17 protein-coding genes and 1 other RNA gene are annotated in these 14,501 nt (G+C 61.7%); 9 read left to right on the top strand and 9 right to left on the bottom strand.

The genetic code is table 11. The annotated features are described in order from the left end of the window. Positions 1-2: 2 nt before the first annotated feature. Positions 3-1,241 (bottom strand): lytic murein transglycosylase, encoded by a 1,239-nt coding sequence (locus tag FFR93_RS19775; RefSeq protein WP_138394448.1) that lies wholly within the window; start codon positions 1,239-1,241, stop codon positions 3-5. Positions 1,242-1,252: 11 nt separating this feature from the next. After that, positions 1,253-1,858: a recombination mediator RecR gene (gene recR, locus FFR93_RS19770; protein WP_138394447.1), complete on the bottom strand. Its 606-nt coding sequence runs from the start codon at positions 1,856-1,858 to the stop codon at positions 1,253-1,255. Between the two features lie 57 nt (positions 1,859-1,915). On the opposite strand from recR, the gene FFR93_RS19765 reads away from it, so the two are divergent. After that, positions 1,916-2,533, top strand: a complete 618-nt coding sequence (locus FFR93_RS19765; RefSeq protein ID WP_171049217.1) for an MOSC domain-containing protein — start codon at positions 1,916-1,918, stop codon at positions 2,531-2,533. Positions 2,534-2,567: 34 nt separating this feature from the next. Here the strand turns inward: FFR93_RS19765 and FFR93_RS19760 are convergent, their stop codons facing one another. From FFR93_RS19760 to ffs, 3 genes are all read right to left on the bottom strand, one after another. After that, the gene (locus FFR93_RS19760; protein WP_004676719.1) at positions 2,568-2,891 is read right to left on the bottom strand and encodes a YbaB/EbfC family nucleoid-associated protein; all 324 of its coding nucleotides are present in this window, start codon (positions 2,889-2,891) and stop codon (positions 2,568-2,570) included. Between the two features lie 22 nt (positions 2,892-2,913). Then, positions 2,914-4,779 carry a DNA polymerase III subunit gamma/tau gene (locus FFR93_RS19755; RefSeq protein WP_138394445.1) on the bottom strand — a complete coding sequence of 622 codons (1,866 nt, stop codon included), beginning with the start codon at positions 4,777-4,779 and terminating at the stop codon, positions 2,914-2,916. A gap of 46 nt (positions 4,780-4,825) precedes the next feature. Then, an RNA gene (gene ffs / locus FFR93_RS19750) (signal recognition particle sRNA small type) lies at positions 4,826-4,922 on the bottom strand. 89 nt (positions 4,923-5,011) lie between these two features. Here ffs and FFR93_RS19745 point away from each other — a divergent pair. The 5 genes from FFR93_RS19745 to FFR93_RS19725 all read left to right on the top strand — a co-directional run bounded on the left by FFR93_RS19745 (position 5,012) and on the right by FFR93_RS19725 (position 7,973). Further along, on the top strand, positions 5,012-5,422 hold the full coding sequence (locus tag FFR93_RS19745; protein ID WP_138394444.1) for an HIT family protein: 411 nt from the start codon (positions 5,012-5,014) through the stop codon (positions 5,420-5,422). Further along, positions 5,419-6,378, top strand: coding sequence for an NAD(+) diphosphatase (gene nudC, locus FFR93_RS19740; RefSeq protein ID WP_138394443.1), 960 nt, complete (start codon positions 5,419-5,421; stop codon positions 6,376-6,378). The genes FFR93_RS19745 and nudC overlap by 4 nt, the downstream gene beginning before the upstream one ends. 4 nt (positions 6,379-6,382) lie before the next feature. Beyond that, positions 6,383-7,078 carry a YafY family protein gene (locus FFR93_RS19735; RefSeq protein ID WP_064707555.1) on the top strand — a complete coding sequence of 232 codons (696 nt, stop codon included), beginning with the start codon at positions 6,383-6,385 and terminating at the stop codon, positions 7,076-7,078. A gap of 140 nt (positions 7,079-7,218) precedes the next feature. Next, on the top strand, positions 7,219-7,479 hold the full coding sequence (locus FFR93_RS19730; protein ID WP_138394442.1) for a hypothetical protein: 261 nt from the start codon (positions 7,219-7,221) through the stop codon (positions 7,477-7,479). Between the two features lie 125 nt (positions 7,480-7,604). Continuing rightward, on the top strand, positions 7,605-7,973 hold the full coding sequence (locus FFR93_RS19725) for a VOC family protein (protein WP_138394441.1): 369 nt from the start codon (positions 7,605-7,607) through the stop codon (positions 7,971-7,973). 19 nt (positions 7,974-7,992) lie between these two features. Here FFR93_RS19725 and FFR93_RS19720 read toward each other — a convergent pair whose 3' ends face one another. Both FFR93_RS19720 and FFR93_RS19715 read right to left on the bottom strand, forming a co-directional pair. Beyond that, positions 7,993-8,847: a prephenate dehydratase gene (locus FFR93_RS19720; RefSeq protein WP_064711858.1), complete on the bottom strand. Its 855-nt coding sequence runs from the start codon at positions 8,845-8,847 to the stop codon at positions 7,993-7,995. A gap of 12 nt (positions 8,848-8,859) precedes the next feature. Next, positions 8,860-9,615: a 3-deoxy-manno-octulosonate cytidylyltransferase gene (locus FFR93_RS19715; protein WP_138394440.1), complete on the bottom strand. Its 756-nt coding sequence runs from the start codon at positions 9,613-9,615 to the stop codon at positions 8,860-8,862. 153 nt (positions 9,616-9,768) lie between these two features. Between FFR93_RS19715 and FFR93_RS19710 the strand changes: the two genes are divergently transcribed. Then, positions 9,769-10,332, top strand: a complete 564-nt coding sequence (locus tag FFR93_RS19710) for a cytochrome c family protein (RefSeq protein ID WP_138394439.1) — start codon at positions 9,769-9,771, stop codon at positions 10,330-10,332. A gap of 69 nt (positions 10,333-10,401) precedes the next feature. Here the strand turns inward: FFR93_RS19710 and FFR93_RS19705 are convergent, their stop codons facing one another. Beyond that, complete coding sequence (locus tag FFR93_RS19705; protein WP_138394438.1) at positions 10,402-11,349, bottom strand: AEC family transporter; 948 nt, start codon at positions 11,347-11,349, stop codon at positions 10,402-10,404. A gap of 420 nt (positions 11,350-11,769) precedes the next feature. On the opposite strand from FFR93_RS19705, the gene FFR93_RS19700 reads away from it, so the two are divergent. Beyond that, positions 11,770-12,762, top strand: a complete 993-nt coding sequence (locus FFR93_RS19700) for an adenosine kinase (RefSeq protein ID WP_064707562.1) — start codon at positions 11,770-11,772, stop codon at positions 12,760-12,762. On the opposite strand, the gene FFR93_RS19695 is transcribed toward FFR93_RS19700, so the two are convergent. Beyond that, entirely contained in the window at positions 12,755-13,294 is a 540-nt protein-coding gene (locus FFR93_RS19695; protein ID WP_064711917.1) for an SH3 domain-containing protein, read from the bottom strand. The two genes, FFR93_RS19700 and FFR93_RS19695, sit on opposite strands and share 8 nt — an antisense overlap. A 184-nt stretch (positions 13,295-13,478) precedes the next feature. Here FFR93_RS19695 and FFR93_RS19690 point away from each other — a divergent pair, with 184 nt between their 5' ends. Further along, on the top strand, positions 13,479-14,480 hold the full coding sequence (locus FFR93_RS19690; RefSeq protein ID WP_064707563.1) for a D-glycerate dehydrogenase: 1,002 nt from the start codon (positions 13,479-13,481) through the stop codon (positions 14,478-14,480). Positions 14,481-14,501 lie beyond the last annotated feature (21 nt).

The raw sequence follows: 14,501 nt of genomic DNA, 5'->3' as shown, positions 1-14,501 counted from the left end.
GGCTATTTCAGCTTGCCCTTCATTGCGGCTTCGGGAAAGCAGGTCGGCTTCATGCCGTTCTTCGCCTGCCATTGGCCGATCGAGCGCCGCGTCTTGTAGCCGGGCAATCCGTCGGAACCGCCGACGTCATAGCCCTGCCGCTCCAGCGCCTTCTGCATGGCGGCGACGTCCGAACGCAGCATCTTGCCGACATCGCCCCACCTGCCTTCGAAGGCGCCGCCGTCAGAGCCGATCCGGTCCGCGAGATTGCCGATATAAAGCGCATAGAGATCTGAGTTGTTGTACTCCTTGATGATGTAGAAATTCGGCGTGACGATGAATTCCGGCCCGTCGCGGCCGGCCGGAACCAGCATCATGCCTTGAGCCTTCATCTCACCTGCGGGAAAGGCCTTGCCGGAGACGCGCTCGATCCCGAGCGAGGCCCAGTGAGAAAGCGGCTTTGCGAGATCAGGTCCCTCCTGCGCGCAGGAGACCGCATGGGGTATCGACACTTCGAAGCCCCAGTCACGATCGCGCTCCCAGCCCTTCTTGACCAGATAATTCGCAATCGAAGCGAGCGTATCCGGCACCGAGGTCCAGATGTTGCGGTGGCCGTCGCCGTCGAAATCCACCGCATATTTCAGATAGCTTGTCGGCATGAATTGCGGCTGGCCGAGCGCGCCCGCCCAAGAGCTCTTGAACTCGGCCGGCGTCACGTCGCCTCCGTCGAGAATATGGAGTGCTGCCACCAGCTCCGTCCGGAACATCTCCTTGCGCGTCGACATGAAGGCCTTGGTCGCCAGCACTTCGATCGCTGAATTCGGGATTTTCGCGGCTCCGAAGCCCGTCTCGCGGCCCCATATGGCAAGCACGATCGGCCCCGGCACGCCATAGGTCTTCTCGATCCGCTTCAGCGTCGAGCTATATTGTGCGGCAAAGCCGCGCCCCGTTAAGGCGAGCTTCTTCAGCTGGTCCTCGTTGAAATAGGGACCGGGCGAGGAAAATTCCGCCTGCGTCTGCTTCTGCTCCTTCGGCGGTGGAAAGCCGGGCGGGGCGAGATCGGGCAGATTCCAGTTCAGCGTGATGTCGGAGAAGGCCGCCCTGAAGGTCTTCTCGGAGACACCGCCCGCCTTCGCCTCGGGCCAGAGGTCGCTCTGCACCCATTGTTCGAATTGCGCCTCGACATCGGCTTTCGAAGGGGCTGCGTGGGAGGGGAGGGGGAGGAAAGCGGCAGTTACGGCGAGCGCGACTATTCGCAGCATATGCAATCCCCTCATATCACTGTCCGCGCCCGCAGCGCCGCCGCAAGCGTGCCCTCATCGAGATAATCGAGTTCACCGCCAACCGGCACGCCGTGCGCCAGCCGTGTGATCTTCACATCGAGCCCCTGCAGCTGATCGGTGATGTAATGCGCCGTCGTCTGTCCCTCGACGGTGGCATTGACGGCGATGATCAGTTCGCGGATGCCGCCTTCGCCGATCCGGTCGATCAGCCCACGGATATTGAGATCGTCGGGCCCGACCCCGTCGAGCGGCGACAGCGTGCCGCCGAGCACGTGATAGGCGGCGTTCATCGCGGCTGCCCGCTCCAGCGCCCAGAGATCCGAAACGTCCTCGACGACGATGATGACGGATTGATCGCGCTGCGTGTCGGTGCAGACGGTGCAGGGATCGACGGTGTCGACATTGCCGCAGCGCGAGCAGATCTTCACCTTGTCATAGGCTTCGCCCATCGCATTCGACAGCGGGCCGAGCAGCTGGTCCTTCTTCTTGATCAGATGCAAAGCCGCCCGGCGGGCCGAGCGCGGCCCGAGGCCCGGCACCTTCGCCAGAAGCTGGATGAGTTTTTCGATTTCGGGGCCGGTGACTCGTTTTGCCATGCGCCGTTCTTAACTGATATGGAACGAAAACGGAATCGCGGAAGGATCGGCTGCCCTATGAAAATCCTGGCACTGTGTATCGGCAATCCGGAAAGGCTGCCTGGCAAGAGCTACAAAACCGGCATCTTCAAGCGGGCCGTCAATGGTGCGGTGGTGATAGATGCCCAGGGGCTGGTCGGCGATGCGATCTGCAATCGCAAGCATCATGGCGGCGTTGATCAGGCGGTTTATGTCGAGGGATCGCTGACGCTCGACTGGTGGGCCAGCGAACTCGGCCGGCCGTACGAGCCCGGCACTTTCGGCGAAAACATGGTGATCTCAGGCCTTGACAATCGCGATGTCTGCGTCGGCGACCGGTTCATATCAGGCGATCTCATCCTCGAAGCCACAGCGTGCCGCATCCCCTGCGCGACCTTCGCCGCCAGGATGTCCGATCCGAAATTCGTCAAACGATACACCGTGGCCGCCCGTCCCGGCATCTATTGCCGCGTCATCCGCGGCGGAGTGGCCGAGGTCGGAACGCCGATCGAATACCAGGCTTTTCCTGGAGGCAAGGTGACGATGCCGGAACTGATGGAAACTTTCGGCCGACGGCTTTCGGAGCCAGACCGGACGCGATATCTCGCTGCTCCTATTCACTATAAGCTGCGGGCAATCCTGGAAGCTCCGCGCTAAGGCTGGCTGAGAATACCAGATCGCCTGCCTGCTATTAAAACGGCAGCTTGAAGCCGGGCGGGATCGGCAGACCGGCAGTGAGCGCCTTGGTCTTTTCGGCGGCGAGCGCCTCGGCCTTGTCCTTGGCGTCCTTGTGGGCGGCGACGATGAGATCCTCGAGGATCTCGACATCGTCTTCCTTGAAGAGCGACGGGTCGATCTTCAGGCTCTTGAGTTCGCCCTTGCCAGAAATGACGACGGTGACGAGGCCGCCGCCGGCCTTGCCTTCAGCCGTGAGCTCGGCGATCTCCGCCTGCATCTGCTCCATCTTGGCTTGCATTTCCTTGACTTTGCCCATCATGCCCATGATGTCGCGCATCTTCTCGCTCCTTCTTGAAACGTCAGAATTCTATGTCGTCGCCAGGCAGGATGTCACCTTCCTCTGATTCGGCGGCGGCCGGCGGCTTCGCCTCGCCTTCCTCTTCCGGCTCGGGCGCCCGCACGCGCACGTCGATGATTTTCGCACCCGGAAAATGCGCCAGGATCGCCGCCACGTCGGGATCCTGGCGGGCGTCGATGACCTGCTGTTCACGGGTCCTCGCCTCTGCTTCCACCATCGTCGGCCCGCCTTCCTCGCGGCTGGTGCTGACGATCCAGTGGATCCCAGTCCATTCCTTGAGTTTGACGGCGAGCTCGTTGAGCAGCGTGTTCGGGGCGCCTTCGGTAAGGTTGACATCAAGCCGCCCGGTCTCAAGGCGCACCGGCCGCACGAAGTTGCGTACCAGCGCCTTCAGCTTGACATCGCGCTTTTCGCTGGCGAGGTCGACGATATCGCCGATGGAATTGATAGAGACGAGCGGCTTCGCAGCCTCTGCGGCCTTGGCCTCGGTGCGGCCGATCGTCTGCGGCTCCGGATTGGGCACGGCGCGCAGCATCGCGGTCGGTCCCGAGGGCTGCGGTCGTGGTGTCGGCTCCGGCGCGCGTGCCGCGACACTGCTCTGATAGGGAACCCGCGTGCCATTGCCGCCGCCACTGCCGGAGGGCGAGGAGGGCCGCTGGCCGGCATTGTCGCCAGAAAATTCGGCAAGCCGCCGTGCCGCATCCTCGGGCGCCGGCAAATGGGCTGCATGAGCAAGCCGGATCAGCACCATTTCGGCAGCACCGGCGGTGCGCGACGAGCTTTCCGTTTCAGGGATGCCCTTCAGCAGCATCTGCCAGATGCGCGACAGCGTAGTCACCGCAACACCCCTGGCGAATTCCGCCGCCTTGGTACGCTCGATTTCGCTCAGCGATGGGTCGTTTGCCGCATCCGGCACATATTTGAGGCGCGTCACCAGATGCGTGAAATCGGCGAGATCGGTGAGCACGACCACCGGATTGGCGCCGGCCTCGTACTGGTTCTGGAATTCACCGAGCGCGGCGGCGACGTCGCCTTTGACGATATGCTGGAAGAGATCGACGATCCGGGCGCGGTCGGCAAGGCCGAGCATGCCGCGCACGGCTTCCGCCTGCACGGCGCCCGCGCCATGCGCGATCGCCTGATCGAGCAGCGACAGGCCGTCGCGGGCAGAGCCTTCGGCGGCGCGTGCGATCATCGCCAGCGCATCCGGTTCCGCCTCGATGCCTTCCTTGGCCGCGATCGTCGTAAACAGCCCGACGAGATCCGACGCGCTGATGCGGCGCAGGTCGAAGCGCTGGCAGCGCGACAGCACGGTGATCGGCACCTTGCGGATTTCGGTGGTGGCGAAGATGAACTTCACATGCTCCGGCGGCTCTTCCAGGGTCTTCAAGAGACCGTTGAAGGCCTGGGTCGACAGCATATGCACTTCGTCGATGATGTAGACCTTGTAGCGCGCCGAAACCGGCCGATAGCGAACTTGCTCGATGATCTCTCTTATATCGTCGATGCCGGTGTGCGAAGCGGCATCCATTTCGATCACGTCGACATGCCGGCCTTCCATGATCGCCTGGCAGTGCTCGCCCGGCACACGCAGGTCGATCGTCGGCTTATCGACATCTGCTGTCTTGTAGTTCAGCGCCCGCGCCAGGATGCGCGCCGTCGTCGTCTTGCCGACGCCGCGCACCCCGGTCAGCATATAGGCTTGCGCGATGCGGCCGGTCTCGAAGGCGTTGGTGAGTGTGCGGACCATCGGCTCCTGGCCGACCATCAGGTCCGTAAAATCCTTGGGGCGGTATTTGCGAGCCAGCACCCGGTATCCGGTGCCCGTCGAGGCGGCATCTTTTGATTGTCGCTCGGTATCGCTCATCGCCCTGCTTGTCGCCCGGAATTGTCAGGCATTTCGTGGAGAGAAGGTGGGAGGCTGGCACGATGACCCGTGCCGGGCTCGTTAGGGCTGCTTCCTTCCGGACCTGACCCGGTTGGCGAGTGGCTCGTCCACCACCAACCTCCCGGATGCACATATCGGCAATATCGTCATCAAAAGCAAGCCAACATGATAAAAAACTGCTAGTCCTTGGAAAACACGAGGAGATTGTCCGTTGAACGCCTTCGAGCTCGACCCCCGGCTGGAAAACGACAGCGTCAGCATCATGATCACCGGTCTCTGTGATCTCAGATTGTCCAAGGACGCCCGCTGGCCCTGGCTCATTCTTGTGCCGCGCCGGGCTGACATCACGGAAATCTTCGAACTGACGCCGCTCGACCAGGTGCTGCTCGCCTTCGAGACGGAACTGGTCGCCAATGCGCTCAAGAAGATTACCGGGGCGACAAAAATCAATGTCGGGGCTCTTGGCAATGTCGTCCGTCAGCTTCATGTTCATGTCATTGCCCGCTTCGAAGGCGACGCCAATTGGCCGGGTCCCGTCTGGGGCTTCGGGCGGGCAGAGCCCTACGAGGACGCAAAGAGAGACGAATTGACAGCAAAGCTGCGGGAAGCCCTTTCATCATGAGTCATTCGCTTTTCGATTCGGATGTGCCGCATCCGGAACCCAGCAATCTCACGGCTTTTGCAGCCAATGACCTCAATCGCGATTCCGAACATCGCGACGAACACTCCGTCGAGAGGGCGCTGGCGAGGGAAGGCACGCATATCTTCGCCTTCGCGAACGACAGGCTGGTGCTGAAGCATGACGGCCAGGTGCTCGACCCGCTCTTTGCCCGCTACGAACTGCAGGAGCTTCGGCCGAATTGGGACGAGACGGTGCTCTTAGGCTACCGCAAAACGGGCGAGCCGCGCCTTGCCGTTCCCGTCGGCGTCGGTGTCGACGATCTTGCCAGCCAATATAAGCCGGCGGATGGCCGCACGCTTTTTCGCGAGATGCTGATCGACGAGGTGCTGCTCGGCGAATTCGCGCAGGCGGCAAGCCTCATCCGCTGGAACGGCGACAACCGCTTCTGCGGCCGCTGCGGCGCGGCGATGGAGATCCATATCGGCGGCTACAAGCGCGTCTGCACCGCCTGTGAGCACATGATCTTCCCCCGCACCGATCCTGTTGTCATCATGCTGACGATCGATGAGACGCGCGATCTCTGCCTGCTCGGACGCAGCCCGCATTTCACCCCCGGCATGTATTCCTGTCTTGCCGGCTTCGTCGAGCCCGGCGAGACCATCGAGAGCGCCGTGCGCCGCGAGACGCTTGAGGAATCCGGCATCCGCACCGGCCGTGTCCGCTATCATGCGTCGCAGCCCTGGCCGATGCCGCATTCGCTGATGATCGGCTGTTACGCCGAGGCGAAGTCCACCGAGATCAAGCGCGATGAGGCCGAATTGGAGGATTGCCGCTGGTTCACTCGCGAGGAGACGCTTGAGATGCTCGAGCGCCCAGGCGCCAACGGCAAGGCCTCGCCGCCGAAAGGTGCGATCGCCCACCGCCTGATGCGCGACTGGGTGGAGTGGAAGCGCTAGTGCCATGCCTGTCGCCCGTTCGGAACGGCTGCTGACGCTGCTCCAGACGCTTCGGCGTTATCGCAGGCCGGTGACTGGAACTGTTCTTGCCCAGGAAACCGGCGTCAGCCTGCGCACGCTCTATCGCGATATTGCCAGCCTGCAGGCTCAAGGTGCGATGATCGAAGGCGAAGCCGGCATCGGCTACGTGCTGAAGCCAGGCTTCATGCTGCCGCCGATGATGTTTTCCGAAGAAGAGCTGGAAGCACTGGTGCTTGGCTCGCGCTGGGTCGCTCGCGCCGCCGAGCCGCGCCTTGCCGGCGCCGGCGCCGACGCGCTGGCCAAGATCGCCGCCGTGCTGCCGGCCGATATGCGCGAGATGATCGATTCGGCAGCCCTCTTCGTCGGTCCCAAACGTCGGGACGAAGACAGTGCCGATGTCTCGGCCATCCGCAAGGCCATCCGCCTGGAGCGTATCCTCGAACTGCATTATGGTGACGAGCAGGGCCGCATCTCGCGGCGCCGCGTCTGGCCTTTCGCACTCGGCTATTTTGAGCATGTGCGCGTGCTGATGGCCTGGTGCGAGCTGCGCCAGGATTTTCGCCATTTCCGCACCGACCGCATCATCGACATGGCGTTGCACGACGTTCGCTATCCGCGCCGCCGCACGGTGCTCCTCAAGGAATGGCGCGAGACGCAGGACGTGCCGATCGAGAGGTGAATGCTGCTGCCATAAACTGTCAGTAGTTGGAGCTATGATTAGCCTTAATCCACTACAGCGTCGCGCCTCTTTAGACGCAGGACGCTGTAGCATCCAGGTTCAGCGCATCGTGCCGATGCGCCAGGGAAGGAGTACTGATCATGGCAACGTCTCCAGTGTTCCAGCAAGCCGGCGACCGTTTTGCAGTTGACACCTTTGCCGATGTCATCTCGGCTGAAACTTTCGCCGATGTCGGGCAGTCCGGGCACTCCGGGCTTCTGCGCCGGGTCATGAACGTCTTTCGGATTCGCAGTGCAGACCACAGCAGCCTCGATATCGAGGCGGCACCGGATTACCGCAAGCGCGACCTCGGTTTCATCGATGGACGCGACCCGCGCCGCGGGGACCGTTTCCCGCTCTAATCCGCCTCAACAATCCGCCCGACGAGAATGGGCGCAGTTATTGCTGCGCCTCCCTATCCTGCTGCCACGAATTGTCAGCAGAAGATCGTCCTACGCATGTTCTTATCAGCAAGGGGAGAACCGATATGACCAGCCCGAACCTCATCATTCTCTACGTCAAGGACCCGGCGGAGAGTGCGAGCTTCTACCGCAATCTATTGAACCGCGAACCGGCCGTCGAGGCGCCGAATTTCGTCGCCTTTCCGCTCGATGGCGGCTTCACCCTTGGCCTTTGGCGGCGCAGCAAGGTCGAGCCGCAGCCGTCGGCCATCGGCAACCGAGGCGAGGTAGCCTTCATGGTGAACGGGGAAAATGCCGTCGCCAAGCAATATGAGGACTGGCGTCAGCGCGGCTTGCCGATCGCCCAGGAATTAACCGAGCTTGATTTCGGCCCGACCTTCGTCGTGCTCGATCCGGACGGGCATCGGCTGCGTGTCTGCGAGCCGGACAAGTAATGCCAGAGCGCGAGGTCTGTTAAAGCAGGCCTCGCATCGCATGCCCCTTGTAGACGCCGAGGATTCGCACCTTTTCGGAGAAGAAGCGCAGTTCCTCCAATGCCCGGCGAACATTCGGGTCGTTCGGATGGCCTTCGATATCGGCGTAGAATTGCGTCGCGACGAATTTTCCGCCGAGCTGATAGCTTTCGAGCTTCGTCATGTTGATATTGTTGGTGGCAAAACCGCCGAGCGCCTTGTAGAGCGCGGCCGGAATGTTGCGGACGTTGAAGACGAAGGTGGTGACGACCTTTTCCTCCGCCGAGCTCCGCTGCGCCCATTCCTCGTCGCGGGACAGGATGACGAAACGGGTGACGTTGTTTTCCGTATCCTCGACATTTTCGGCGACGATCTCCAGTCCGTAGAGATCGGCGGCAAGCCGCGGCGCAAGCGCCGCCATCGAGCGATCGCCGGTTTCCTTGACGAGCTTTGCCGCCCCCGCCGTATCGCCGGCGATCACGGGCTTCCAGCCGTGGGCACGCACGATCTTGCGGCACTGGCCGAGCGCATGGATGTGGCTGTGTACCGTGCGGATCTCGTCCTTGGTTACTCCCGGAAGCACCATCAGCTGAAAGCGGATCGGCATGAAATATTCGCCGATGATGTGCAGCCGCGATTCCGGCAGCAGATGGTGGATATCGGCGACGCGCCCGGCAATCGTGTTTTCGATCGGGATCATCGCGATATCGGCATCACCATTGTCGACCGCGGTGAACGCATCCTCGAAAGTCTGGCAGGGCAGCGGCTCCATGGTCGGAAACATGTCACGGCAGGCCATGTCGGAATTGGCGCCGAATTCACCCTGGAAGGCGATCCTGTTGGTCTTGATGTTCATGGGGTGATTCCGTCAGTTGGCCTTTGCGGAGAGAATGCGCCGCGCCTTTTCGAGGTCGGCGGGAGTATCGACACCGAGCGGAACCGTGTCAACGATCTCGGCGTCGATGCGCATGCCGGCCTCCAGCGCCCTGAGCTGTTCCAGTGATTCGCGCTTTTCGAGCGTCGAGGGACCGAGCGAGACGAACCGTTCAAGCGCCGAGCGCCGATAGGCGTAAAGCCCAATATGATGGTAGAGTGGTCCGCTTCCGTAGGGTGCGGTGGTGCGGGTAAAATAAAGCGCGTGCAGACGCGTGTCGGAGACGGGCGAACCGACGACCTTGACGATCTGCGGCGCGGTCTTGTCTTCCTCATTGTCGATTTCGGTCGTTAGCGTGCCAATATCGACTGCCTCGTTCCTGAGAGGGCGCAAAGCCGCCCGTACGGTTTGCGGATCAATCGTCGGCAAATCGCCCTGGACGTTGACAATGATTTTCGCCTTTCCATCAGGATCGACCTTGGTCAACGCCTCGAAGATACGGTCGGAACCCGATTGGTGATCGATGCGCGTCATGACGACTTCGAAGCCGGCGGCGGCCACGGTGTCGAATACCTGTTGGTCATCGACGGCGACGACCACGCGGCCGATGGCAGCCTCCCGGGCGCGCATCGCCACCTGCACGATCATCGGCAGTCCGCAAATATCGGAGAGCGGCTTGCCCGGAAGCCGGGTGGAGGCCATCCGTGCCGGGATCAGTACGAGCACGTCGTCGAAATTTAAATCACTCATTCCTCGGGCCTTCTATTCCGGGCTGAAAAGTGTCAAAAAGTCTCACGCATAAGACCATTTAGACAGTTGCAACGATCAGTCAAAAGACATAGGTTCCGCGCGATTTCAAGATGGTCCGGTTCTGGTCTGCCGGCTGCAAGGGGAGCATTGCAGATGAATTCATACGTCAATACGGCCGTGGGGGCGCTGCTCGGAACGATTTTCGTTCTGATGTCGGTCTCCATCGCGTCCGAGGGGATCTTCCATTCCGAAGCGCCGGAGAAGGAAGGTTTCGCGATCGTCGCCGAAGAGGCGCCTGCCGCCGGCGGCGAAGCTGCGCCGGCCGCTGCGGTTCCGATCGCGCAATTGCTCGCTTCTGCAGATGCCAAGGCCGGTGAAGTGGTCTTCAAGAAGTGTCAGGCCTGTCATGACTCCACCAAAGGGGGACCGAACAAGGTCGGTCCGAACCTCTTTGGTGTCGTAGATCGCCCGATCGCCTCGCATGAAGGCTTCGCCTATTCCTCCGCCATGAAGGATTACTCCAAGGGCGGCAGCGAGAAGTGGACCTTCGAATTCTTGAACAAGTTCCTTCTGGCGCCGAAGAAGGACATTCCCGGCACCGCGATGGGCTTTGCCGGGCTGGCGAAGGATCAGGATCGCGCCAACGTCATCCTCTACCTGCATACGCTTGCCGATTCGCCGGTTCCGTTGCCGGATCCGAATGCCGCGACGCAGTAAGGCGGCAGCATACGCGCATGACATGGAAGCCCGGCCGCCAGCCGGGCTTTTTGTTGTCGTCAGAGCTGCTCAGGCGCCGAGGAAATAGGCCCAGAGCGAGACGGTGATTGCGCCGAGCGCCGTCGTTACTGAGATCGTCGAGGCGGCGAGGCTGTGGCCGACGCCGAAGCGATTGGCGATCAGCCACGCGTTGACGCCTGTCGGCACGGAGGAGGTCAGCACGATCGCCGCCGTCCATTCGGGGCTGAGGCCGAGGAGACGGCTTGCCGCCCAGACGCAGCCCGGCAACAGCAGCAGCTTGCATGCCGAGGTGACGCTGGCGATGCCGAGATTGCCGGAGACGCCGTATTTTTCGAGTGCCATGCCGAGCGAGATCAGCGCTGCCGGGCCGGCAATGCCGGCGACCTGATTGACCACCGTCGCCAGCGTCGCCGTCATGGTAAGGCCGGAAAGGTGCATGGTCATGCCGGCCGCAAGCCCTATCACCAGCGGATTGCGTATGAGATTGACGACGATCTGGCGAAGCACGAACATGATGCTCCGGTCGCTTTTGCCGGCGATCTTGCGCTCTGCGTGCTCCATCAGCACCGTACCGGCTACCATCATCACGGGCAGGTGCACGGCGAGCAGGATTGACAAGGCGACCAGCCCTTCGTCGCCGACCGTGCGCTCGACGAGCGGCAGTCCGATGAAAACATTGTTGGCGAAGGCAGAGGAAACGCCGGCCAGCACTCCAATCCGTTCGTCGCGGCCGAACAGGCGGGTGGCGGCGACATGGCCAGCGGCCCAGGTAATGGCGACACCGGAGAAATAGACGATCCAGAGCCGGAAAGGCGAGGCGCCGTGGAAATCCGCCTCGGCTATGGTGCGGAAGAGCAGAAGCGGCACGGCGATCTTGAAGACGAATTCGCTGAGCGCGTCCCCGACATTCGAGGCCATCAGGCCGCTGCGAACGATCACCCAGCCGATGAGGATCAGGATGAAGATGGGAAGGACGTCGAGAACGATGGCTGACATGGGGCAGGATGCTCTGCGGGGAGGGGAGTATCCGACGTCTAGCAGCAAAAGGCTTGAGTTGAAAAGGCAAGCGCCGCCGATATGGCAGCCGAGGTTCTCCGCAATGCAAAAAAAGCGGGCAGTGCCCGCTTTTCCGCTCCGGCCGTGCCGGATATCCGGTTACGAAGCTGCCAGTTCATCCGTGGTCAGCATCGCACCGGCAAGACCGGAGGGATCATCCCTCGTCGCCCGGTTGCAACCGAAAGATGCACATGCCGGTGTTCTTGCGAGCATCTGTAGATTTCAGAAATGACACGGACATGACAAATAGGCGGCACTTTTGCGAAGATTAACCGAGCCATTCACCATTTATCCTTCCAAACCGCGGAAATTCCGCTATGACCGAACCCCGGCTATCACAAATCCGGGACCCCCCATTTCATGACAAGATTCGATGTTCTGACAGTCGGCAACGCGATCGTGGATATCATTGCCCGTTGCGACGACCAGTTCCTCATTGACAACCAGATCACCAAGGCAGCGATGAACCTTATCGATGCCGAACGCGCAGAACTCCTTTATTCGCGCATGGGCCCGGCCCTTGAAGCCTCCGGCGGCAGTGCCGGCAACACGGCTGCGGGTGTTGCGAGCCTCGGCGGCAAGGCCGCCTATTTCGGCAATGTCGCCGCAGATCAGCTCGGCGACATCTTCACCCATGACATCCGCGCCCAGGGCGTCCATTACCAGACCCGTCCCAAGGGCACCTTCCCGCCGACGGCGCGTTCGATGATCTTCGTTACCGAGGATGGCGAGCGTTCGATGAATACCTATCTCGGCGCATGCGTCGAACTTGGCCCTGAAGATGTCGAGGCCGACGTCGTTGCCGATGCCAAGGTCACCTATTTCGAAGGTTACCTCTGGGATCCGCCGCGCGCCAAAGAGGCGATTCTTGATTGCGCCCGCATTGCCCATCAACACGGCCGGGAAATGTCGATGACGCTGTCCGACAGTTTCTGCGTCGACCGTTATCGCGGCGAATTCCTCGATCTGATGCGCTCCGGCAAGGTCGATATCGTCTTTGCCAATCGCCAGGAAGCGCTGTCGCTTTATGAGACCGATGATTTCGAAGACGCGCTGAACAGGATTGCCGCAGACTGCAAGATCGCCGCCGTGACGATGAGCGAGAACGGCGCCGTCATCCTGAAGGGCCGCGAGCGCTATTACGTCGATGCGATCCGGATCAGGGAAGTTGTGGATACGACGGGCGCCGGCGACCTCTTTGCCTCCGGCTTCCTCTATGGCTACACGCAGGGACGATCCCTGGAGGATTGCGGCAAGCTCGGCTGCCTGGCCGCCGGCATCGTCATCCAGCAGATCGGCCCGCGCCCGATGACCTCGCTTTCCGAGGCCGCCAAACAGGCAGGGCTTATTTGAAGGCTTCGCCGGGATAGGCGCCCCAGATTTCCGACTGCGCCACCCAGCCTGCGGCGCCGTCGGTTTCAGCGTGGCACCAATTGCCGTTGCACTCTCCGATCGTCAGCATCACGCCGGGTTCCAGCTTGGCGACTATCGAGGCGGAGGGTAGCGCCTCTCGGCGCAGATTGACATAGACGCCCTTGCCCTTCGTTTTCATCCAGGGCGCGGCGATCGCCGCACGCTGGCCGGACAGGAGCGACTGATTGACCCAGCCCTCAGTGCCGTCGGCATCGCGGATGCGGCGCCAGTTGTCGTATTCCTGGATGATTTCCACCGGAAGGCCCGATTTCAGATACATCCACGACACGGCGAAATCCGTTCCCGGGCCAATGCGCAGGTTGACGCGCTTGGATTTCAATGTGACGAAACGTGGCAATGGCAGGCCGCTCGGCCCCTTGGCCGCCTGCGCATGAGCAAATTCTATGGTTCCCATGGATGCGGCCAGAGCGATCGCGAGGGCGAGGCAGGACTTCAGGACTTTGCTGCGCATGGAGGCTTCCGTTTGCTCGAATTCGCGCCAAGCTCGGCCTGCGCGCGGTCCGGGCTTTGACATTCCCCGGCTGCACCACGAGTTTTGTTTGTCTTCGCGTGCGGGTCTGGTAGAAATTGCCCGGAACGGGAAAATTATCACCCCTCTTGGTTAAAGACCTCTGAACAAGGCACCACAGGCAGCCATGACAGCGAAGAAAAAACCGAAGGTCTATATCACCCGCAAGCTGCCGGATGCCGTCGAAACCCGAATGCGGGAGCTCTTCGATGCCGAGCTGAACATCGACGACGCGCCGCGCTCCGTTCCCGAGCTTATCGCCGCTGTCCGGACCGCCGACGTGCTGGTGCCGACGGTCACCGATCGCATCGACGCGGCGCTGATCGAAGAGGCGGGACCACAGATGAAGCTGATTGCCAGCTTCTCCAACGGCACCGACCATATCGACGTCGAGGCGGCGGCGCGTAAGGGTATTACGGTCACCAACACGCCGAACGTCCTGACCGAGGACACCGCCGACATGACAATGGCGCTGATTCTTGCGGTTCCGAGACGGCTCGGCGAAGGGGCGCGCGTACTGACCGACAAGCCGGGCGAATGGGCTGGCTGGTCTCCCACCTGGATGCTCGGGCGGCGCATTCACGGCAAGCGTGTCGGCATCGTCGGTATGGGGCGTATCGGCACGGCGGTGGCGCGCCGCGCCAAGGCTTTCGGTCTTTCGATCCACTACCATAATCGCAAGCGCGTCAATCCGGCGGTCGAGGACGAACTGGAGGCGACCTATTGGGAAAGCCTCGACCAGATGCTGGCCCGCGTTGACATCGTTTCCATCAACTGCCCGTCGACGCCGGCAACCTTTCATCTGATCTCGGCCCGCCGCTTGGCGCTGCTGCAGCCGACGGCCTATCTCGTCAACACGGCGCGCGGTGACGTGGTCGATGAAACCGCGCTGATCAAATGCCTGAGGGAGGGCAAGATCGCCGGCGCAGGCCTCGACGTCTTCGAAAACGAACCAGCCGTCAACCCGAAGCTCATCAAGCTCGCCAATGAGGGCAAGGTCGTGCTGCTGCCGCATATGAGCTCGGCGACGATCGAAGGCCGCATCGACATGGGGGACAAGGTCATCATCAATATCCGCACATTCATCGACGGCCACAGGCCGCCGAACCGGGTGCTGCCCGGCCGTTGAGATGTCTGTCAGCGAATCGCC

Origin of the sequence: Rhizobium sp. MHM7A, assembly GCF_005862215.1 — a bacterium.
Taxonomy (GTDB): domain Bacteria; phylum Pseudomonadota; class Alphaproteobacteria; order Rhizobiales; family Rhizobiaceae; genus Rhizobium; species Rhizobium bangladeshense.
This window is presented reverse-complemented; position numbering and strand designations above follow the sequence as displayed.

Excerpts from the sequence above, each read along its gene's own strand:
- FFR93_RS19730 (WP_138394442.1), top strand. The coding sequence starts at position 7,219 with ATGGCAACGTCTCCAGTGTTCCAGCAAGCCGGCGACCGTTTTGCAGTT.
- FFR93_RS19775 (WP_138394448.1), bottom strand. The coding sequence starts at position 1,241 with ATGCTGCGAATAGTCGCGCTCGCCGTAACTGCCGCTTTCCTCCCCCTC.
- FFR93_RS19760 (WP_004676719.1), bottom strand. The coding sequence starts at position 2,891 with ATGCGCGACATCATGGGCATGATGGGCAAAGTCAAGGAAATGCAAGCC.
- FFR93_RS19720 (WP_064711858.1), bottom strand. The coding sequence starts at position 8,847 with ATGAACATCAAGACCAACAGGATCGCCTTCCAGGGTGAATTCGGCGCC.
- FFR93_RS19705 (WP_138394438.1), bottom strand. The coding sequence starts at position 11,349 with ATGTCAGCCATCGTTCTCGACGTCCTTCCCATCTTCATCCTGATCCTC.
- FFR93_RS19700 (WP_064707562.1), top strand. The coding sequence starts at position 11,770 with ATGACAAGATTCGATGTTCTGACAGTCGGCAACGCGATCGTGGATATC.
- FFR93_RS19755 (WP_138394445.1), bottom strand. The coding sequence starts at position 4,779 with ATGAGCGATACCGAGCGACAATCAAAAGATGCCGCCTCGACGGGCACC.
- nudC (WP_138394443.1), top strand. The coding sequence starts at position 5,419 with ATGAGTCATTCGCTTTTCGATTCGGATGTGCCGCATCCGGAACCCAGC.
- recR (WP_138394447.1), bottom strand. The coding sequence starts at position 1,858 with ATGGCAAAACGAGTCACCGGCCCCGAAATCGAAAAACTCATCCAGCTT.
- FFR93_RS19735 (WP_064707555.1), top strand. The coding sequence starts at position 6,383 with ATGCCTGTCGCCCGTTCGGAACGGCTGCTGACGCTGCTCCAGACGCTT.
- FFR93_RS19765 (WP_171049217.1), top strand. The coding sequence starts at position 1,916 with ATGAAAATCCTGGCACTGTGTATCGGCAATCCGGAAAGGCTGCCTGGC.
- FFR93_RS19710 (WP_138394439.1), top strand. The coding sequence starts at position 9,769 with ATGAATTCATACGTCAATACGGCCGTGGGGGCGCTGCTCGGAACGATT.
- FFR93_RS19690 (WP_064707563.1), top strand. The coding sequence starts at position 13,479 with ATGACAGCGAAGAAAAAACCGAAGGTCTATATCACCCGCAAGCTGCCG.
- FFR93_RS19695 (WP_064711917.1), bottom strand. The coding sequence starts at position 13,294 with ATGCGCAGCAAAGTCCTGAAGTCCTGCCTCGCCCTCGCGATCGCTCTG.
- FFR93_RS19715 (WP_138394440.1), bottom strand. The coding sequence starts at position 9,615 with ATGAGTGATTTAAATTTCGACGACGTGCTCGTACTGATCCCGGCACGG.
- FFR93_RS19725 (WP_138394441.1), top strand. The coding sequence starts at position 7,605 with ATGACCAGCCCGAACCTCATCATTCTCTACGTCAAGGACCCGGCGGAG.